This is a genomic window from Staphylococcus gallinarum, from assembly GCF_000875895.1.
Taxonomy (GTDB): domain Bacteria; phylum Bacillota; class Bacilli; order Staphylococcales; family Staphylococcaceae; genus Staphylococcus; species Staphylococcus gallinarum.
In genome coordinates this window covers 40,206-61,518 of record NZ_JXCF01000026.1, presented here as the reverse complement: position 1 = coordinate 61,518, position 21,313 = coordinate 40,206, and the positions used below count along the sequence as shown (strand labels likewise).

Here is a 21,313-nt window from a genome sequence, read left to right as displayed (position 1 = left end):
GGTATCACTCCTTAGATTGCTTTTGTTCTTCATCCTTAAGCTGTTTTAAATAATTCTCGTAATATAGCCTAGACTCATCACTTAACTTTTGTATTTCATTTACATACCATTCATGAACTGCCCGGTACTTTTTAAATCTTTCTTTTCCTAATTCGCCTAATGGTCTGTTACTAGGAAAGTCACCTAATATCTCTTGTTCTCTTCTATCCTTTTCATCTTTCAAAGCTTTATATTCATTTTCGTTTATTCTAAAGCTAATTCTTTTACTAGATAGAAGCTCTTCTAAAATTTCTTTATCTGACTTTACATGAGTATACTTTTCATTCCATGGAGTATCCTCATACATATTTTCGCCATTTTGCAGTTTTTTTAATGCTATTTCACATGTCAAAATTGAATCGCTCAACCATCGTGAGAACATACTACCTTTAGCCATGAATTTTAATTTATTTTGATAATTTATTAGGTTTGTCTCTAATCTTAATTTAGCTTGCTCTTTGTTCATATTTCATCCCTCAAAACTTGTTAAAATTTTTGTAATATATAGTACATTATTTTATCAAAAATAAAATTCACTTGTTCAATATTACATTTCACGCTATCTACATACATCCCTGGAAGAACAAAGAATTGAACAAGACCGTCAACTTAACGATATTATGACATCAATTTAAAACGGACAACAATAATTATATTGTCCAAATATTGACCAAAATTTTCAAAACAGATTTTTATATTTTTTTACGCAAAATAAAAGAAACGCTGATTTAACAACGTTTCTAGTCAATTACACAAATCAAATTTTTTAAGGTTTTTACTAATTTATGGAGACGGCGGGAAAATTTTAACTTTCTAAGTCATATTAAAATAGCTTAAATACGCTAAATAATAGCGTTTAGTTTATAACTAAAATTAAAGAAATATAACTAAATTGACACGTATTTGACACGTAAAACCACCCACCTATTCATTTGGGTGGGCTTTATTTATAATAGTAGATTGTTTTAAATAAGTGACTTCATATAAATCAGCTAACTTCTTGATAAAATCAATTAATTCTTTTTCTGTTATAATATGATTTTCAAAATCTGTCTTTAGTTTTTTAAATAACTGCTTTTCTTGTTCAGTACTTATTTTTTTAAAATATCCCCACAAATGGCAATAAGCATTTATTATTGATCCTTTAGAAGGTTGCTTATTTAGAGCATATTGAATTTTTTGTTGAATGATTTCAATTTCAACATCATTATTCATCAAAAATCTAATATCATTATAAGCGCTTTGATCATGCCATAAAACTTCGTATTTATATCTACTCCACAGTTTTTCTTTTTGAAATTGTTTGCTAATGTTATATACCTTCTTTCAATATTCGATTTAATAAAAAGGAACTATTTTACTAGCTTTAATAATATCTTTAGTAAAGAAAAATTGTTTGCCCTGTCCTGTATATGCAGGATTGAGTATCATATTTGCTTTTGCGTTATATAACCATTCGGGATGTATTCCTGAATTCAAAATATCCTGGAATTCTTGGAAATCTTTATTCCAGTCTAAATTTGGTTCCATTTATAATCACCTCACGATTATAATAGAACAAACGTTCTTGTATGTAAATAAAAAAAGAGTAAGCTCTATACGATACTCACTCTTTTTATGACAAGTACATTAAGTATATTATTTTTATTTCTTTAATTTATCAACAAAGTCATTAACTTTGTCTTTTGCGTTTTCAGCAGCTTCTTTTACTTTACCAGAAGCTTTATCTTGATTGCCTTCTTTTTCCAATTCTTCATTACCAAAAGCATTTCCAGCTGTCTCTTTCAAATTACCTTTAGCTTGTTCGAATTTACTTTCATCTGCCATGTTAAACACCTCCATTTTGTAATTGTAAGCAGGACAATTAGATTATACCCAATTCAATAAGGTGTAAACATAATTTATTGTTATCTCTTATTTTTTAACGCTCTTATAATTAATGAAACTATTAATATTAAAATGATTGATCCGATTAAAGCGGGTAAAATTGGCACTCCACTAATAACCGGCCCCCATGTGCCTAATAGTTTACTACCAATTGCAGAACCAATTAAGCCAGCAATGATATTACCAATAATTCCACCTGGAATATCTTTACCTAGAATAGCTCCTGCAAGCCACCCTATTAACCCTCCAATGATGATCATAAATATAAATCCCATATTATCCTCTCCTTTTAAAATAATGTACCAAATTTTATTACCCACTATACAAATAAACAAACATAAAAATAGCAACCAAATTAATGGCTACTATAAAGGCTTATCATTACTAAAAAATATTGCATAAGGAATTGCCATTACCAGGCTACTTTATATATAACCACTTACATTATATTAAAACATAAAAAACAGCCGAATTAACGGCTGTACTTAATATATAACTTTTAATGGAAGGCGTGGTATTTCCCCACATTATTAAATTACCCAATATTCATATAAATAAAACACCCACCAGTTGGTGAGTGTTTTTACGTACCCCAAAGAATATCTCCATAAGTATTATTTTGAAGAATTTTATCAATTGACTTTTTACGTTTCTTTTGTTGTAAACTTTTAGTTTTTCTATAGTTTGCCCCATTTGATAATTTGACATTCTGTTCAGCTACATTTGTAGCGATAATTGTTAAAAACATAGCTACTGCTACCGGATATTTTTTAAATATGAACAAGAGCATCTTAAAAGCTTTCTTTCTATTGGACAGCTTGTGAGTATTATAGATTTTTATATGTGTAACAACTAAAATTAATGGTATTGCAAATATAGTTGGCGTACTAAATTTAACATTATAGTCATAAGATCTAATAGCAGTAAAGGCTACTGCTGCTAAATAAAATAATAAGATAGTACTTATAACAAAAACACTTATAATTGTCATAACCATTACTATCAACCCTTTCTTTTAGAACGTTCTATTTTAAATTGACGTTCTTCTTCTTTCAATTCTTTCTCTTGCTTTATTTTCAATTCTCTACTTTGTTCTCTGTTCTTTTTCAAATGTTCTATTGTATCATTACTCGCTTTGATTTCCTCATTGTTAAATCCATAAAGAAAAATATCTAATGCACTTATGAAAATTAATGGTATTGTTACTACTATAATAGCACCAATATACCAATTTGTACTAATGATAAACTTATATGTAGAAATGTAAGAACACAAAACAAATATTAAAATATTAACAAATATAAATAAACTAGGAATTATATATCCTATTCTCCTCAAAATCTTAGTCGGTTTATTATATACATTCTTCATATAATTTTCTATAAAAATAGGCATAAAATAAAGCATTACACCTAACATTGCAACCTCAAAGTTTTTAGTTGTTATAATCGTTAATATATTTACAAAAGCTGCAACCAAAAAATAGAGAGCTTTTACCAAATACATTTTCGCTAGATTTTTATTATCTTCCATTTTGAATATCCCTTACTTTTACTATACATATATAATACACAATTTATAAAATAAGGAATAGTCCGAACATAAAATCGAACACAACAAAATAGGGCAAGCACATAAGTGCCTACCCTGTGTATAACAAGAAGTCGTGAAAACTAGATGCACCAATTAAGTCTCGGAGAAAATAATTGGTGTAACTTTACTTTAACATGACTTCAAAATTTTATCATTAAATAACACTTAAATAAAAAAGAGTAACCACAGAGAAGGCTACTCAAGTATGTTAAGTTTAATAAAAATATAGCTGGGAGAACTTAACTTTTTGTAATATAACACATTTTAAAAATTATTTCCACTTAATACTTCCCCAGTACTTTTCACTTTTTATTTTTTGTTGTTTGTCTGTGATTTTACATACGGCACAATAGAAATATTTTTTACTTGAACCTGGCGCTTGATATTTAAAACGTATCCACCAATAACCGTCTTTTTTAATGACTTGATCAAATTTAACCCAATCATCTTTATCATATAACCATGAACCTGACTCTACGACAGTCCCATTAATACCTGGTGATTTTCTCACTTTAATCGTTGTATTTGGGTAAAACGTACCGCCCCAGTTCCATGTTGTCTTGGCTTGTGTGGGTTTACTTTTAGGCGCATTAATTTGTCTACCATTAATCGCCTCTGCTAATCGTTTTGTAAAACTGTCTAAATGCGTAGTGATATACTCCATATCTGTTTTACTTGTGATAAATCCTAATTCAATTAATCGATAATTTAAGTTGAGTTGACCTGTCACGTTAGCGTTAAGTAAATCGTTTCTAGGTGTCACACCTCTGATTTTGCCGACGGTTTTACCTAGTGCACTAGAAAGCGCCTTATCTATATCATCAGCAGGGTATTTATCACTTATGATGACATGCCCACCACTTGCTTGTGGACTTGCTGCGTCTAAATGAAACTCTACAATCACATCAGGTTTTACATTTTTCTTCACCCAATATAAACCATAGTCTGTATAGTTGCCAACACGTTGACCGTATAACGTATCTTGGTATAGATCTTGGTTCATAGAATTCCCACCGTATAAGAGCACAGTGTGTCCCACACTTTCAAGATATTTTTTAACTCTAGGAATAATATTTTTGCGATTGAAATCACGTTCATTATAGCCGTTAGCAACTGCGCCTGGGTCATTTGAATATGCACCTTTACCATGACCTGCTACAAGTAATATCTTCTTACCCTTACTTACTTTGGCTTTTTTAACGGGTGTTACCTTACTTTTAGCTTTATTGGCTGTCGTTTCTTTCGCGAAGAAAGGACGAATAAACCACATTGGGAAATCATAACCATGTGTACGGCGTGTTGTCACTTCTGGAGGCGTCCAATAAGCACCACCCAACCAGTTTTGCTCGAGTATCGTAATTGAGTTCAACGTTGCACTGATAACAATACCAACATGACCATATCCACTACCATAGTTACGATTAAAGATAACGACATCTCCAGGTTTAGCTTGAAAAGACTTAGTATTTTCAAATACAGTCGCCTCATCTGTAAAGTTATTCCACGTTGGAATATCTGCAGCGCCTACGCCTTTTAAGGAATGTCCAAATAAATAAATCCAATATTGATTCGCCACATCAAAACATTGATATCCATATGCAAGGTCAGGATTCCACGCTTTACCTTCCATAGATTTCAAGTAAGCGATGGCCTGTTTATAGGTTCTTTTAGAACTCATTAATATCATCTCCATTCATTTGTGGTGCTGCACCTGTGGAATCAACACCTGCTTTAACTTCATGTATTTTTTGTTGGCCTTTTTTAGCTGCATGTGTAAAGTTGTTATTCTTCCACCACGCCACTAAAGAAACGATTCCTGTAATTAAGGTACTGATAGTCACTTCATCGACTGGAATGGGTGAAATATGTTTGATGGCTAAGATTTGATTAACCCATGCTATAATTAATAAAATTGTTCTTACAATTGTTCCTGTATCCATTTAAAAACCTCCATAATAAAAAGCCACTTCATTTGAAGTGACTGTTCTAATTTACTTTTCTTTGTTCTGATAAATAACTATATTGTTCTAATGCATGATCATTAAATACATAAGACACCTTGAAATTCGTATGTGCAACTGACACGTTAGGTTCATTCGTTAAATCAATACTAATGTTATAGCTTGATGTATAAAAATGCTCTTGCCCATCTACTTCTATAATGACCGCAAAATCTGCAGGTAACATCGATTGAGTAAATCGCTTAAAGTAATCACTTTCAATTAAATAGCTTTTAGCTGTTTGATTGAAGCCTTTTTGTTCTGCAGATGCTCTTAACATATCTTTAACTTGTTCTATAATCGACGCTTCATATTCATCTACTGGTACCTCATAGTTTTGAGCAAGTTTATCCATTTTCACACTGTCTACAAACAAAGGTAATGTTAATGTTGTATTTCCATTTGTAACAACAATATCTAACATTTTGATTGGATTTTTATATTTTAAAAAATCGGCTTCCATGACAGCTACAACTTCTTGCGCAGTTCGACGTGCCACAAGTTCAAGCCATTCTTGATGTCTTTGATCATAAATTCTCATTCTTGCTTTTCTCATATTATTCATCCTCCATAGGTGTTACCCATATTTTTGTTTTGTCTTCTGGTTCATCTTCACTTATTTCAAATTGATTACCTGTTTGAATCAATCCATTTTCATTTCCGTAACGCAAAATTTCATCGAATACATTTTCTTTTTGAATATCCGCTATATGACTTCCTATGACACTGCTTGTAATTTCAATTTTCGTTTTGTTGTCACTTGGAAAAATATATTTATCATCTACAACAATTTCTAAAATATAATAATCAGCGGGTAGCACTTTTTTAATCACTACATCCACTGCATTGTCATTCACAGTTGTCGTTTCTTTATATGCCACCCCTTCTTTATTGTGAAGATATATCACTGCTTTTTTATGATTTAATTCCAGGTTATCGTTATTACGATCTAACAATTCATATCTCATAATAGATTGGTCACCTTGCTTAATCCGGTTACCATCTTCTGAATTTTTTATATTTAAAACATTCGTTAACAATGTCGCACCTCCAAAATAAAAAAGCCGACCGAAGTCGACTTCATTTGATAATATTTTAATACTGTGTTAATTTATATATAGAAAAAGGGCAACACACCATACGTGTATCGCCCCAGTGAGCCCGTTAAAAAGACGGTAGCTTAGGTAAAACTTGATGAATCAAAAGATGACCATCTCATTAAACCGGCTAAAGTTTAGATGATAAGATGGTTATTTTTTATGGTCATTATTACTAATTAATACTAAGCCAATGATCGTGAGAACGACCATAAGCATTTCATAATCAGACATACTGCTCCTTTCCAGGAGCTAAACCATATTTCATAGGCATCACCCCTTAATCAAGAGATTAGCCACCATCTATCCAACTTGCTCACTTCATACATATTAACATATTTTAAACTACTATTTGAAAAAGATTTGTGCAAGTATAGGCACAAGCCCTCCTGCACCTGCTAATGTACTTAAAATACCTAAAATTAATTTATTTCTTTCAGATACTTTCTGACTACTTTCAATTTGAATGCTTTGTATAGAATCACTCATCTTGGCTTGTTCATCTTCAAGCTTTTCTGTCCTTCTAACAACTTTCCTTATACTTTGATTCGTTTCTTTTTGCTCAGTCAATAAATCAGATAACGTTTTATGAAAGGGCTTTTGACTTTCAATAAATGTTTGTAAATGCAAATTCACTTGTTCTAATTGCTTTTCAACACGTTTATCCCCGTCATCTATATATTGAATCATCTCTAAACGCTTTTCTAAAAATTCATGACGTGGCAAATAATAACTTACTTTTTCATCGTCTTTTGATTCCACAATGATACACCTCCAACAAAAGCCATGACACCTGATATAACTGCCCATGTAAGGTTTTGACCAGGTGTTAAAATATTAATCGCATTGTGGAAACCTGCTAGAGTGAAGCTATAGTAAAACACAGTTGATATTATATGACCTATCACAAACAAATATAAAAAATAATTATTTGTTTTATGATACGGCAAAAATAAAGCAGCAATAATTAACAATATACCCGCAATCGAAAATGGAACGCCCCACCAGAACAAGCTGATAACCTCATGCATCGTTGTATATAATGGAGATTCAGAAGCTGCTTTTTCTGCGAACAATACCCAATAAGCACCGCGCCATTCAGAATATAGACCAAATCCAAAACAATAAATCATCGTTATCATTTGAAAAAGATTTAAACCTTTATTATGCTCACTCAACATAGATTCACCTACTTTCTATATAATAAAAACCCCAAGCTTATGCTTGAGGTTCTGGATAATCTTCACCCGTTATTTCTTTGTACTGCTCTTTAGTGATACAACCATATTCATAATAAATTTTAATTTCTACTGTTGTGTAACAATTGATATCATAAAAATATTTTATACTTTCAAATGATGGGAACATTAGGCATTACCTCCGATTTTGTTTTCTATCTCTGTTATTTTAAGTAAAGCGTCTGCCAAGCTTTTGTTAGTGGCTTCGAGTTTATCCTCAAGATCTTTCGTCTTTTTATTTCCAATCATTAATTGTAATTGCAATCGCGATACCAATAACTCCAAAGCTTTAGGCTCCATTGGAGGTTTAGCTTGATTTGACTCCCATTCTTCTTTTGTACTGCCAATCCATTCATTTCCATTAAAATAAAATGGTTCATATATTCCTTCTGGTGGCGGTGTTTCAGTCCATGCTTCCTTAGGGTAATCATATTCACCTTCGTTGTTTAACTCTGCAAGGTATGGTGTACCATCATATAAATAAACTACTTTCATAAACTCATCTCCCTCTAATCTTTCCAAGACATTTCACCATAAGCATAATCTGTAGATGTCCAAGCGCTAGAATCACCATTGATATAAAATTTTACAATTCCTGATGGTTCTATAACTAAGTAGCCACCTGCGTATTTAGTTGGTATACGAACTGGAAAAGTTTGAGCATTTTTACAAAAATTACTTGGTAAGTTTGCGATTGTTTGACCGGGTACAATGTTAGATCCATTGATTCTCAAACAACGTTCTGTGATACTACCATTTACAATCGTTCTATATGCACATTTAAAACCATTTCTGTCACTGTACTCTGTGTTAGTAGATGCACCGTTGATTAAGTTAAACTCAACCCAACCTGTATCACTAACATCCCTAGAAATTGTACTCCAATCTAACCATGTGCCGTTTGTTTTAGTTCTTTCATAAACTACATTTGAATTGTATGGTCTATATTCCAATTTTGCATAATTGCCTGTTCTAACGAAGTATTTAAAAAAGCCATTCGATTGAATACCAGGATAATTTTGAGTTCTTGTAGCATATCCAAATGTCGTTTTATTTCCAAGTACCGTTTCAGGTGAATTGAGATCCAAACCACTATATCCCTCTAAAACACCATCATTACTTGTTAATTTTGATTTCTGCCAATTAAGACTATTAATATTAGTGTCCAACTGTTCCGGTGTAACGAATCCGTTATCTTCAACCGTTTTATTAAACTCTGCGACTTTTGTATCAACATGTGTGATAGCTTGGTCACTCGTTGCTTTTACACTTGCATTCGCAGTATCTGCAGTATTTTGTATAGAAGTTTTCGTGTTATTTGATAACGTTGTGATATCTTCAATACTTTGTGAAACTGTTCCATCTATATCTGATTTAGATTGTGTGATGAGTGTATTAATATCTGCTTTACCATCAACCACAATCTTATTAAGTGCGTCTTTACCTTGTTGTAACACTGTTTTCATTTCTGCTACATGATCGGCACCGTTAGCGATGGCTGCTTCGATATCTTTAACTTCTTGTTCGATTCGTTGTTTCAGTTGTGAAAACATGCGAATGTATTCAATTTTAGTCGTTGAAGTAATTTTATTAATCAGTGCGTCTGCAACTTCAAATTTAAACTCTCTAACTACTGCAACCTCATTATATTGTGGATTACCATCTACATTATTAACCCCAATGTGAACTTGACCAGTAACAGTTGTGTTTGTACAAGCATGTAAAAAGGCACTGTCTAATGTGATGGTGACAATGCCTTTAAATTCATCTTCAATTGCTAATTCAATTACATCTGATACACTACCATTTGTTGATTCAAAATAAGCATAAGCAGTTAAATTGTGCTTACTAATCAGTAATGGACCCTTATCGTTACTCAATTGGAATCTTAATATTGCAGTATTTTCATCTAAATTATAAAAGCCAAACCCTAAATCAGAGATTGGCTTTAAATAAGGTTCTGATGTAAGTTTGAATAACGCTTTTTTGTCTATTCCGTTTGTCATCGTATCACTCCTATTATTTAATTAAGCAAACGGCAACGCCGTAACCTTTTTCAGAATCAAATGGTGTAGTGATTTCCAACACACGATAGAAACCATTGTTATTATCTTTAGTACCAATCCCTTTATTAGGTTTGATATAATCATTTACATCCACTGTATTATCAATTCGAGTGAATACTTGACCGACAAGTCCAACCACATTCCATTCTGGACGTTCAGCACGTGATAAATATTCTTCTTCGTCATTTTCTTTAAAGTCTGGATTAGGTATTGGCATCTCGATTTCTTCTTCATACCAATTACCTTCGTCATCGTGCCATTCTTTTTTCTCTAACTGTGTGAGCGTGACACCAAATTCATCTTTTAAATATTTGTCTTTATGGTGGAACATTTGGTCACCAAGTATCACTCCTGCAGTACCCGAAATAACACCAATAGGCGTATCATTCGAGTTTGCCTTTCGAATATATCGACCATCTAAAGTAACCATATAACCATTCGGTATTTCTTGACCCGATTGAGATTCGAAATACTCTGCATAGTCACCGAAGTTTTGTCCAGCTTGGATTGTACCTTTTGATTTAATATTTCCTGAAACACTTCGTATCTCTGCTGAAGTGTTTTCTCTTTTAGCTCCCCCTGTTGCATACCCCCATACCGTAACATAGTTATCTTCCGTTAATACACCACGACTATTTAAAATCAATTGACCGTATTTGCCTTGTGTTGTTTTAGATTCAAGTGAATTGATGATACCGGAACGCGAACCCCAAGCATGTGAATCCATACCTGCACCTAATAACCAAGAACGGTCAGAATGGGCATATGAATCACCTGTCGTTGCGATTACTGCAGAACGTCTTGATAATGCACCGGAACCTGTTGAACCGCCCATGAAACCTCCACGTACCGCAGTTGGTACATCTTTGTATATTTGCTTAAATAGCACTGCACCGTTTGTGTATCCTTCTTGTTGTACACCCATGATTGTGGTAGTAGTGTTATACATTTCAATTGCATTACCTGTGCCATTACCAATTAAATTTGCACCAATAATTTTAGTGTCATAAACGCCTGCACCACCGGCAATACCGATATTGTTAGATGAATGGTGAATATTAATGTTACTGAACGTAACTTTTTTAGGTCTGTTTGCACCACCGTATATTTTAATGTCGGCAATTGCATTTTTGAAACCTCTGATATTGATATTGTTCAACTGAACATTTTCTGCCATAAACTGAACTGCAATAGCCGGACTAGTTGAATCGAATGTACCATCACCAATAGCAGTAAAGTTATTAACTGATACGTTTGTGTAAGCACTGATTGAAAGAGCTCTAGGTGTCCAACCTGGATAAGTTTCATTTTTATATGGAAATAGTGAGACAATATTTGAAAACGTGACATCTTTTGCCGTTTTAGATTTAGGGTCGGTTGCCGCTCTATGATGACCAATATGTCTAGCTACATATGAACGGTTATCTTTGTGTGAAATGTGTCCATCAACCACAACCATGGATGCTGCGGATGAAGTTTCATGCGCTTTGATTTCAATACCACATTGGTTATTGAATGAGATATTATTTGAAGAAAAAACGTTCTGTGAACCATCATCATATTCAAACCCATTACTATTACCATGATAGTTCTTAGGATCATGTGAAACGTTATTTGTGATATTGATAAATCTACTATGGTGAGTTGTAAATCCATCATCACCATGACCAACCGATTCACAATTATTAATACGAATGAATTTACTTTCTAATTCTTCATTAACCCTTGCGCCGTCACCACCGTAATAGTAATCGTCACTAGCATAAGTAATATCGAAACCATGTAATAAAGCATCAATGGATTTAATATCTTCGATATAACCATACTTAACGCCTGCAAATCTAACGTTAGATGATAACGAACCACCACTAGGTGCGGGATAATTGAATTGAATGCCCTGACTCACATTCTTTTCATCAAATCTTGCTTTGTTGCCGTCCACTGAATAACCTTTTGTGCCAATATATTCAGCTGTACCATCCATATCTTTATTCGTAACTGCCAATGTTTCTCTCGGTGCGTCATCTGCAAGTTTAATAATGGTAATACCTTTACCTTCACCCGAAAGAATGGACCTACTCGGCAACTTAATACCATTCTTAATTTTGTATGTTCCCGCCGTCATATGAACATGAACATTACCCGAACCTAATGCTTTTTTAAATGCTTCGTCAGAGTTTGTTTCTCCTGTTGGGTCTGCACCGTAATCGTTCACATTAACAATGCGTTCAATCTTTTTATTTAACTTCTCGTAATTCTCATCAAGCTTTTTCTCAATACGTGTGAAATCATAAAATAAACGGTCAGACAATACATTGAATGGTGTACCATCGACCGCTACTCTACTATCTTTTAACTCATTTACACCATCGCCATTATGACCGATGACTAATTCCCTTACTTTTGCATTTAAATAGTTCAGAAAAGTTTCGACACTTACATTTTCATAATCAATTTGTCTGGAATGGTGTGCGTGTTTCTCTCCTATACGATGATGTGTTAAATCATCTTTAATGTACTTATAGAAATTATAAATACTCTTGAAATTTTCAATCGTCTTATATCTAAATCCTTGCCCTAATTCTATAGGTAAATCAAAATGTAAATTCATATTATTACTATCACCCTTTCTATTCTATCCATGTGTGTGATCCATATATATAATCTGTTTCTGTCCATATCTCTGCGTCTTGTTTGTTGAAAACAAGTGTTAATTTACCGTTAGGTCGTAATGAAACGATGGCTGGTAAATGAGTGTTTGGCGTTCTAATTGTCCAAGATTGCGATTTAGAAACAAAGTTTTCTGGTAAATTAGCGATTGTCATACCATTTTGTACATTAGATAAATTAATTCTTACACTTTTTATTTTTACAATGCCTAAAACATTTATTTCTCTGTAGGAACAGTTAAACCCATTGTCACCCTCTGCTTTAAATTCAGTATTAGGTTTTCCACTTAACGGTGAAAATTCAATCCAATCTGTAGAATCTTTTAATATACCTTCAATATTTTGAATGGCTTTGAAATGTGTTGCTGCATAATATGGCTCGCCATATTCATCTAAAGGATATTTAATTTCTGTTGGTTCATTCATCAATTAACACACTCCCTATCGAATCAGAAGCTAATTTTTGCAAAGAAATAGACGCCCCATCTAGTGAACCGCCTTTAACTAAGTTATTAACTTTTTTAATATTCCGATTGATTTTATTTTGTATCTGAACAATATCCTTACTCGCATTACTAAATTCAACGGATACAGGTTCGTTGACATAGGGATGAGAAGCCGATATTTTAACAACCTTTAAATCTGTATTAAAACCTAATGGTTTATGGATAAATCTTATTTTATGATTATCTTTGATTTCATCAAAACCTAAGTAGTTTGTAGATAGTTCTACAGTTGGTTCATCTGTAAGTTGTGCTTTTATATTTTTTAATAATTCTTCTTCATCTAAAGCATTATCATCAAAAACAGTAGGTGCCTTTTTTACTCCGAATATATCAGCGTTAGGAGAACGATAACTTGTATAAGTATGATATACGTCTTTTCCCTTTAAAACCGCAGTTAAATTTAAAACTGTTGATTTTTCAGTCCCTACATACATGCATGGTTTGGATTTTTTATAATCAATACCAGATTTCTTTCCTGTAAATACTACTTTAAATGTATGTTTACCTTTACTTAAGCCCTTAGCAATTGTAATTTGTTCTGATGTTGCAGTTTTACTGTAACAATCATAACTTCCAATCTTTTTATGATCTAAGTAAACATCAAGTGTGCCACCTTTAGACATCTTTTTAAGTGTCCATACTAATGTTTCATTACCCCATTTACATTCAAAATCTTTACTATAACTAGCGCCAACGCTTTCTGTTGACCAAGTCCCAGTTTTATCAAATGGGCCTGAATATGATAATTCTTTAGGCTTTATAGGCTTATAGTTCTTCGTTTCACTCTTAGTTTTCTTTTTACCATAACCTTCAATATATGTTTTCAAATCAAGTGTTGAAATCATGGCAGAAACTTCATCAGTATTGTAATGATAGATAAAAGGTTCTTCAGACATTTCATAAAAAGTGTCTTCATCATAAATATAAATCATTTTATTATCAGCGTAATAAATATAACCGAATAGTTCAGCGCCTTCTGTGAGATATTCCATTCCATTTTTATTACCTAATTCATCAATGGCTACACGCTGATTAAATTTACCTTTAATTTGGTAATTAAAACCAAAATTATTACCTTCAAAACCAAAATCTAAATACTGTTGTAGTGTATAAGTAGCTTTAACCTCTACTGTGGATTCCTTTGTATCAGAACTACTTTCTTCATTTTCTATATCTTTATCAATATAATGATTTTGAAATTCCATAAATATATGCTTGGCCGCAATATCATTTGAAACTAATACACCATCATATTTTATAGCAGTGGTTTTTATCACATATACTTGACCATGATATAAAACATACATTTCATTCTTAACATTGTTGAATATATCTTCATTTTCATTTGTTTTATAGATAGTAAATGTGAGTGATCTTTCATTGTTTCTTTCATAGTCATATTTAAAAGTACCGTAATCAACCTCCGTTAGTATCTCAACATATGTACCTTCTTTGTTTTTAAGAACCAAGTGATCCAATCTACTCACCTACCTATAAATGAATGGGAATACCCATTTAGTATTTGTCTTTCCTAAATTAGTACCTGATATCTCTATGTCGTTATATCCAGGATCTAAAGTTAAAAAGTTAAAGTTAGTATCAACACCTACACGTTTATTATTTAGAATGGGATGCACACCTTGAATAGATAAGGTCTTATTACTTTTTATAGGTTTTGTATATTCAAATACATCCCCGGTTGTCTTATTAGTAATAGTAAAACCATTAGGTGCGTCAATATTAATATCTAATCTAAACTTATGACGTAATATTGGATTGATCGTATCATCTGAACCATTGAAGATTTTAAAACTACTAGTGCTATGGTTATATTTAATATTGTCATCAAATATTAGTCCTTCTTCAAATTGCCAATCACCACTTGATAAACTAAATTTATCTGTACTTTTTAGTGACTCCGAATAACCTTTATAAACAGAAAAAGTTAATTCAAATTTCACTGCCATATAATCACCATAATCTGGATTAATATCTGGATTTTTGACCGCATACTTTATGCATGGATTGTCCGAAGTGATAATATAATATGGCTTTCTTTTAAAAAATATATTCCTCAATTTTTGTTCTGCTAAATTTGCGTCTATGATATCAATTCCATCAAATCCACATTTTACGAGCAATGAGAAAGGTGCAAACGTCGCAAAGTTAGGTAACTCGCCGTCTACACCTTTCATAGTCGTACCTTCATTGTTGGTTGTTGGAAACGCTGCTTTTGCATCTAAAAACATAAAATTAGGAAGTACATCGTTAATATTGATAGTATCAGTATCTGTTACAATTTTTAACCATCTATCATCAATCATTTTTAACCTCCCATATTATATGCTGTTCTTGCGTATCTATCACCTTGTAATTGTGATAATAATTGTTCTGCTTTTCTGGGATCTGCACCTTTAGGTATAGATTTTAATAAATCAACAATAGTAGCTGTCAAACGATTGTTATGATCATTCATAGCTACCATTTGTTTTAATAGCTTTTCAATTAATGAGTTATCATTATTAACGGTTACATTGGTAGAACCTCTATCCATACCGACATAACGCATAGCTTGTTCAATTAACTGAATCGCTCTTGTTCGTTTAGTTAGAGGTATTACCATTTCTGGCTTATTACCTTCTCCCATTTCTGCTATTTGATGATGAGTAATCATACCACCATTTGCATACGGTAAACCGTGTCCAATTTGATCTAACATTCTACCTTTATATCTTGCTTTTGCATAACGCATACCAGCAATTAGGTTATCTAAACCATTCCAAATATTACCGTGACCAGGTAATTTATATGCAGCAAATGTATCTGGTTTAACCTGTACAAGCCCCGATGCACCAGAAGGGTTTTTAGCACGTGGATTCCCTGTTGATTCTGTATGAATTTGGCTCTTCCACGCTCTGACATATGCAGGAGTTGTTGGTAAGCCAGCTAATCTTAATGCTTTTCTTACATCGCCATCCCATTGACCGGATTTACCACCACCGCTACCATTGTGTGATTTTAACCATTTGACTGGATTTATAGGTTTCCCGTTTTGATGCATTTCATAGTGTAAGTGCATACCTGTAGAAGCTCCATGTCCTGGGTCACTCAATGCACCACCAGATATCGCAAGTTTTGTACCCGGTCGTACGGATTGACCGTTTTTTATTAAGTATTTTAATAAGTGACCGTAAAAAACTTCTAGATTACCTGATTTAACTAAAACATAGTTTCCAAATCCATTAGGCATATACTTTCTGTATGCTTTACCACTAACAGTTGATTGCACTGGTTCGTGGTGATATGGTAAATCAATACCAGGATGCGCCCAATTAAATGCATAGCCTGGTGGTGGACCATTAGGACTGTATGGAGTCGTAATATTGTCTAGGTATTTAATATATCCTCCGTCACCATCGCCACCAAATTCGTCAAACATAGATTTAACTTTATCAATGAATAATGTTTTCAGTTTGGAATATGCGCCTTTTACCATTTTTACCGTCGCATTATTACCTTTACCAAATGACAAACCTAGGCTATCAAAAACTTTGTTAACAAGTTCTTTTGGCTTGTCTATCCAATCCATCACATCACCTAATGCTTCTCCTAACCATGAAGCACCTTTTTCTCCAACATCTTTTAGTTTTTCCACACCATCACTTGCAGTGTGACCTACTTCCGATGCCATGTCTTTTGCTTTTCCTAACGCACCTTTTACGTTATCACTAACTTTTTCTAACAAGCCTTTTTTCTTTTTAGTACCACTTGCAAATCTGGGTAACACGCCCATATTTTGCATTTTCTTAGTATCTCTAGCGTTAATAACGCTATCACCCACACCAAGTGGGACAACTACATCAGGGCCTTGTGGTGCGTGCAATGTACCATCCGCTCGATGAATTACTTCTTGGACACCACCACCTGGTGCATTACCAGAACCTCTGTCATTAACTACAGCTAAAGTAGGTTGTTTTAGTCCTCCTTCAGAATCAGTAGCTAATGAAGAACCATTATAAGTACCTGTTGAAAGTTTTGGTATTGGTTTAATTAAGTTTTTATCTGTAATAGCTTTGGATATTTTATTAATACCGCCAATCATACCATTTAAGCCATCGACAGCTTTGTTAGCAACCGTTTTACCCAAATCTGATGCAGCTTTTCCAAAGTCTTTACCAATATTCTTAATCCAATTTAATGTTCGACCTAACCAATCAGTAAAACCTTTATATATTGATTTCGCTTTATCCCATGCTTTACTAGCCATATCTCCGAACGCACTTTTAGCTTTGTCACGCATATTACCTGTGTGTTCTTTTACTGAAGCGTAGGCTTTCCCGAACCACTTACCTGTACTTTTAGCTAAGCTTTTCGAATGCTTACCTGCTTTATCAGCTGCATCTGAATATTTGTCTTTAGTCTTATTTAGTATATTACCTGCATGTTCCTTCACAGAGCTATACGCTTTGCCAAACCATTTACCTGTATTTTTTGATAAACTTTTCGAATGTTTATTTGCTTTATCAGCTGCGTCTGAATACTTAGTTTTTGTTTTATTTAGTATGTTACCTGCATGTTCTTTTACAGAACCGTATGCCTTCCCAAACCATTTACCTGTACTTTTAGCTAAGCCTTTCGAATGCTTACCTGCTTTATCTGCAGCTTCTGAAAACTTATCTTTAGTTTTTTTTGAAATTTTTCCCGTATAATCTTTAACCGAACCATAAGCTTTACCAAAGTGCTTACCTACTGCTTTAGGTAATCCTTTAAACCATTTACCAGCACCAGACATGGTTTTACCGAAATGTTGGGCATTTTTACCCATTTTATCCCATGCTTTTTTGCTATCGTCTTTTAATTTACTCCAATGTTTTTGAAATCCTGACTTTACTTTACCATTAGATAAGTCAATTTCATTCTTAACATTTTTATTAGAACGTTTAACATTCTTAAGAATCTTCTTATGGCCTTTATCAGCCGTTTTAACTTCTTTATTATATTTATCTTCAGCTTCTCTTAGTAAAGTTTTTTTCTCAGATTTAGATAAACCTTTCATTTGGTTAATCTCATCTATTTTTGCATCATAACGTTTTTTTGCAGCTTTTTTTGCAGCATCTCTAGCTTTTATAGACTCTTTGATCGTTTGAGATGCTTCTGATATTGACATTGCTTTACGATTGGCTGACATTCTAGCTAAAATACGTTGTTGTTCTTTTTCGCCTTTAGATAAAGATTTAACAGCCAATTTATTACGTTTTTCATATAAAGACTGTAGCTGTTTTGTCTCTTCTTTAGAAAGCTTTCCAGTTGTTGCTTTCGCTTCTAAGTTAGCTATTTTCATGTTCAATTCTTTAACCTTACGTATTCTCACATTAGCTTCATCTGTGGTATGAGCTATAATAGCTTGTTTTCGTTTACTAGAAATCGCTTTAGAATTATCAAGAACATCATGAGCATTTTTTAATTCTTTATTTTTACGTTTTTCTAATTGCTTGATTAGCTCATCGCTCATTTTTTTGTTAATAGAAATGAGTTCATTTGCTTCTTTTTTAGTGATATTTCCATGGTTATATCTAATTTTCTCAAATATTTGGTTCGAACGTTCTGAATACTTCATGTAAGTACCCAAAGAACTTTTAGTTTCTTTTGAAACACCTTTACCTAAGACATTAACCTTGTCCGAAGCTTTAGATGCTAAAGAATGAATGCCATTAAACGCTTTATGAATACCCTTAAAAAGTGCACCGTCTTCCATTCCTTTAGCCATGTCAGTTTTGAAATTGTCCCATGCTTTACTCAAGTTTGGTAACCACGAAAAATCAATATTTGCGCCCACATCATTGACAATACGTCCCATGTCTTTAAAACCTTGCCTGAACCAGTCCATTTTTTCATATGCCACGCCAAAAATTGTGGTTAATATTGTCAGTGGTAGACCAGCTGCTTTAAAGAATTTAGCGCCTTTTAATACTACTTTACCTAATTTACCATATTTACCCATCGTCATAGTTAAAACTTGACCTAAGTTACTAAACAAACCGGTAGAACTCTTTGTAGCTTTACCACTCGTAGCCAATGAACCTGCAGCTGTTTTATTAGCACCAGCATTAATAGCTGCTTCTGCAGTATTTATTGCCATTTGCTTATTCAAATTAGCGTAACCATGCATAGCCTTTGATATCACACCAGCTAGAACACCACCTGCTAAAATCACAGGACCAATTGCAGCAGCAAATAAGGTTAAGCCTATGGTAGATTTTCTTACCCATCCTGGTAATTTTGTAAATCCTTCAGTAAACTTGGTTACAAATCTAGCCCCAGCCCTTATAGCTGGTGTCAAATCATTACCAATTTGAATACCTAGCGTTTCAAAAGCACCTTTTAATTGTTCGATAGAACCTTTTAAGTTATCTCTCATTTGTTTAGCAGCTTTTTTACTTGCGCCGTCAGAATTTTTTAATGAATTACTGAATTTATCTATTTTTTTAGGTCCAGCGTCTACCATAGCTAAGAATCCACTTGCAGCTTCAGTACCAACAATCTGAGAAATTGTCGCGAGCTTTTGTTCCTTATTCATACCTTGTAACCGCATTTTAAACTGACCAATAAGATCACCCATTCCGACAAATTTACCTTTATTGTCAGTTAAATGGATACCCATTTCTTTCATTAACGCAGCTGCTTTACCAGTTGGATTTGCTAAGCGAATAAAGGAAGCACGAAGAACAGTACCTGCCTGAGAACCCTCAAGACCTGCATTTGACATCACTTCAATTGCTGCTGAAGTATCTTCTAATGACACGCCTAATGAATGAGCCGGTGTACCTGCATATTTCAATGCTTCACCCATATATTTAACATCTGCTGCACTATCATTAGCCGCTACTGCCAAAACATCTGCCACATGGCTAGAATCTTTAGCTTTTAAGTTAAATGAGTTAATAGATGATGCCATTACAGTAGCCGTTTCAGCCATATCTGCACCACTAGCTTCAGCTGCACTTATGACACCAGGCATTGCTGCCATAGTTTGTTTTGCATTAAAACCAAGCGCTGCAAGTTCTTCCATACCTTTGGATACTTCGCTTGCACTTTTACTTGTCTTAGCACCTAGTTCCATTGCTTCAGATTTCATCGCCTTCAAATCTTTACCACTTGCTTGAGCGATTGCTCCTACACGTGACATACCTGCTTCAAAATCTGCACTTGTTTTAATAGCAGCACCAAAGCCTAATGTAACAGGGGTTGTAACCCCCATTGTCATAGTACGTCCAACATCTTTCATTTTTCCGCTCATATTGCCAAATTTATTAGATAATTGGTCAGCACGATTAGCTGTTTTGGTAAATTGACTGTTTGAAATAAGCTGTTCTTTATGAAAAGCTTTCATTTCATCAGTAACTTTGCCAACTGTATTTTCTAATTTATTTAATGCAGCACATTCATTATTCACTTTTATTGTCGCATTAGATAAATTTTTGTCGTGCTCGAGAATTGTTTTGGTCAGTTCTTCATACTCTTTTTCAGTTTGTTGTAACTTAGTGTTTGTTTTATTATAAGTTGAAGCAATTTTTTCGTTAGAAGTTGATAACTTTTTATTATCATCTTTTAACTTGTTGATTTCTTCACGTTCTTTTGCGTACTTACTTACTAAATCTTTATGCTTCTGACTTTGTTTTTCTACAGCTTTAGACGCTCTATTAAGCTCTACTGAACTAGCTTTTGAGTCATTTTTTAAGTCTTTTTCAGCTTTTCTAAGCCTTTGAAGCTCTTTATAAGCTTTATCTCTGCTTTCATTTGTTCTGTCTTGTTGTCTTTTAAGTTTATTTAACTCAGTATTGTTCTTTTTCAACTCTACATTAGATTTATCTAAAGCATCTTTATTTCGCTTATTTGTTTCAGTAAGACTTTTAAATTCTTTTTCAACACTACTCACTCTATTTTTAGCGTCTTTAAAATTTTCATTTAAAGATTTCAAATTATCTTCAGCTTGATGAAAAACTTTTTTTTGAATCTTAATTTTTTCATTCAAACTCTTTAATTGAAGCTTATACTTAGACATAGACTTCTCAGATTTATCAAAAGCAGAAAGGTTGGCTCTCATTTCACTATTAACCAATGTAAGTTGTCTTTTTAAAGACTTAACACTTGCTTCTACTTGGCCATTGTCCATCGTATTACGTATAGTTAAACCTTGTACCTGCATAATTTACCTCCT

Annotated in this window: 22 protein-coding genes; all 22 read right to left on the bottom strand. The window is 33.3% G+C overall.

Annotation, left to right across the window (positions count from 1 at the left end; genetic code table 11):
* Positions 1-4 precede the first annotated feature (4 nt).
* The gene (locus tag SH09_RS16935) at positions 5-505 is read right to left on the bottom strand and encodes a hypothetical protein (RefSeq protein WP_042739707.1); all 501 of its coding nucleotides are present in this window, start codon (positions 503-505) and stop codon (positions 5-7) included.
* A gap of 458 nt (positions 506-963) precedes the next feature.
* Positions 964-1,323 (bottom strand): YbgA family protein, encoded by a 360-nt coding sequence (locus SH09_RS11055; protein ID WP_257211158.1) that lies wholly within the window; start codon positions 1,321-1,323, stop codon positions 964-966.
* 54 nt (positions 1,324-1,377) lie between these two features.
* On the bottom strand, positions 1,378-1,569 hold the full coding sequence (locus SH09_RS11050; RefSeq protein ID WP_042738347.1) for a hypothetical protein: 192 nt from the start codon (positions 1,567-1,569) through the stop codon (positions 1,378-1,380).
* Between the two features lie 114 nt (positions 1,570-1,683).
* Positions 1,684-1,866: a CsbD family protein gene (locus SH09_RS11045; protein WP_042739705.1), complete on the bottom strand. Its 183-nt coding sequence runs from the start codon at positions 1,864-1,866 to the stop codon at positions 1,684-1,686.
* Positions 1,867-1,946: 80 nt separating this feature from the next.
* Positions 1,947-2,201 (bottom strand): GlsB/YeaQ/YmgE family stress response membrane protein, encoded by a 255-nt coding sequence (locus tag SH09_RS11040; protein WP_042739704.1) that lies wholly within the window; start codon positions 2,199-2,201, stop codon positions 1,947-1,949.
* A 308-nt stretch (positions 2,202-2,509) separates the two neighbouring features.
* Positions 2,510-2,923, bottom strand: a complete 414-nt coding sequence (locus tag SH09_RS11035) for a hypothetical protein (protein ID WP_235307515.1) — start codon at positions 2,921-2,923, stop codon at positions 2,510-2,512.
* 5 nt (positions 2,924-2,928) lie between these two features.
* Positions 2,929-3,459: a hypothetical protein gene (locus SH09_RS11030; RefSeq protein ID WP_042739702.1), complete on the bottom strand. Its 531-nt coding sequence runs from the start codon at positions 3,457-3,459 to the stop codon at positions 2,929-2,931.
* Between the two features lie 331 nt (positions 3,460-3,790).
* On the bottom strand, positions 3,791-5,197 hold the full coding sequence (locus SH09_RS11025) for an N-acetylmuramoyl-L-alanine amidase (RefSeq protein ID WP_042739701.1): 1,407 nt from the start codon (positions 5,195-5,197) through the stop codon (positions 3,791-3,793).
* Positions 5,187-5,459, bottom strand: a complete 273-nt coding sequence (locus SH09_RS11020; RefSeq protein WP_042739700.1) for a phage holin — start codon at positions 5,457-5,459, stop codon at positions 5,187-5,189. Before SH09_RS11020 ends, SH09_RS11025 begins: the two co-directional genes overlap by 11 nt.
* A gap of 46 nt (positions 5,460-5,505) precedes the next feature.
* On the bottom strand, positions 5,506-6,075 hold the full coding sequence (locus tag SH09_RS11015; RefSeq protein WP_042739699.1) for a hypothetical protein: 570 nt from the start codon (positions 6,073-6,075) through the stop codon (positions 5,506-5,508).
* A gap of 1 nt (position 6,076) precedes the next feature.
* Positions 6,077-6,559 (bottom strand): hypothetical protein, encoded by a 483-nt coding sequence (locus tag SH09_RS11010; RefSeq protein WP_042739698.1) that lies wholly within the window; start codon positions 6,557-6,559, stop codon positions 6,077-6,079.
* A gap of 210 nt (positions 6,560-6,769) precedes the next feature.
* Complete coding sequence (locus SH09_RS16405; protein ID WP_126542153.1) at positions 6,770-6,850, bottom strand: hypothetical protein; 81 nt, start codon at positions 6,848-6,850, stop codon at positions 6,770-6,772.
* A 114-nt stretch (positions 6,851-6,964) separates the two neighbouring features.
* Positions 6,965-7,378: a hypothetical protein gene (locus tag SH09_RS11005; RefSeq protein WP_042739697.1), complete on the bottom strand. Its 414-nt coding sequence runs from the start codon at positions 7,376-7,378 to the stop codon at positions 6,965-6,967.
* On the bottom strand, positions 7,351-7,797 hold the full coding sequence (locus tag SH09_RS11000; RefSeq protein WP_042739696.1) for a hypothetical protein: 447 nt from the start codon (positions 7,795-7,797) through the stop codon (positions 7,351-7,353). The genes SH09_RS11005 and SH09_RS11000 overlap by 28 nt, the downstream gene beginning before the upstream one ends.
* A 37-nt stretch (positions 7,798-7,834) precedes the next feature.
* Positions 7,835-7,984: an XkdX family protein gene (locus tag SH09_RS16080; RefSeq protein WP_082039223.1), complete on the bottom strand. Its 150-nt coding sequence runs from the start codon at positions 7,982-7,984 to the stop codon at positions 7,835-7,837.
* The gene (locus SH09_RS10995; protein ID WP_042739695.1) at positions 7,984-8,349 is read right to left on the bottom strand and encodes a hypothetical protein; all 366 of its coding nucleotides are present in this window, start codon (positions 8,347-8,349) and stop codon (positions 7,984-7,986) included. The genes SH09_RS16080 and SH09_RS10995 overlap by 1 nt, the downstream gene beginning before the upstream one ends.
* Positions 8,350-8,363: 14 nt before the next feature.
* Positions 8,364-9,860: a BppU family phage baseplate upper protein gene (locus tag SH09_RS10990; RefSeq protein WP_042739694.1), complete on the bottom strand. Its 1,497-nt coding sequence runs from the start codon at positions 9,858-9,860 to the stop codon at positions 8,364-8,366.
* Between the two features lie 13 nt (positions 9,861-9,873).
* Entirely contained in the window at positions 9,874-12,531 is a 2,658-nt protein-coding gene (locus tag SH09_RS10985; RefSeq protein WP_042739693.1) for a peptidase G2 autoproteolytic cleavage domain-containing protein, read from the bottom strand.
* Between the two features lie 19 nt (positions 12,532-12,550).
* Positions 12,551-13,015: a hypothetical protein gene (locus SH09_RS10980; protein WP_042739692.1), complete on the bottom strand. Its 465-nt coding sequence runs from the start codon at positions 13,013-13,015 to the stop codon at positions 12,551-12,553.
* Positions 13,008-14,573 carry a prophage endopeptidase tail family protein gene (locus SH09_RS10975; protein WP_042739691.1) on the bottom strand — a complete coding sequence of 522 codons (1,566 nt, stop codon included), beginning with the start codon at positions 14,571-14,573 and terminating at the stop codon, positions 13,008-13,010. The genes SH09_RS10980 and SH09_RS10975 overlap by 8 nt, the downstream gene beginning before the upstream one ends.
* Positions 14,574-14,582: 9 nt before the next feature.
* Complete coding sequence (locus SH09_RS10970; protein WP_042739690.1) at positions 14,583-15,419, bottom strand: phage tail domain-containing protein; 837 nt, start codon at positions 15,417-15,419, stop codon at positions 14,583-14,585.
* A 2-nt stretch (positions 15,420-15,421) separates the two neighbouring features.
* Complete coding sequence (locus SH09_RS10965; RefSeq protein WP_042739689.1) at positions 15,422-21,301, bottom strand: phage tail tape measure protein; 5,880 nt, start codon at positions 21,299-21,301, stop codon at positions 15,422-15,424.
* Between the last annotated feature and the right edge of the window lie 12 nt (positions 21,302-21,313).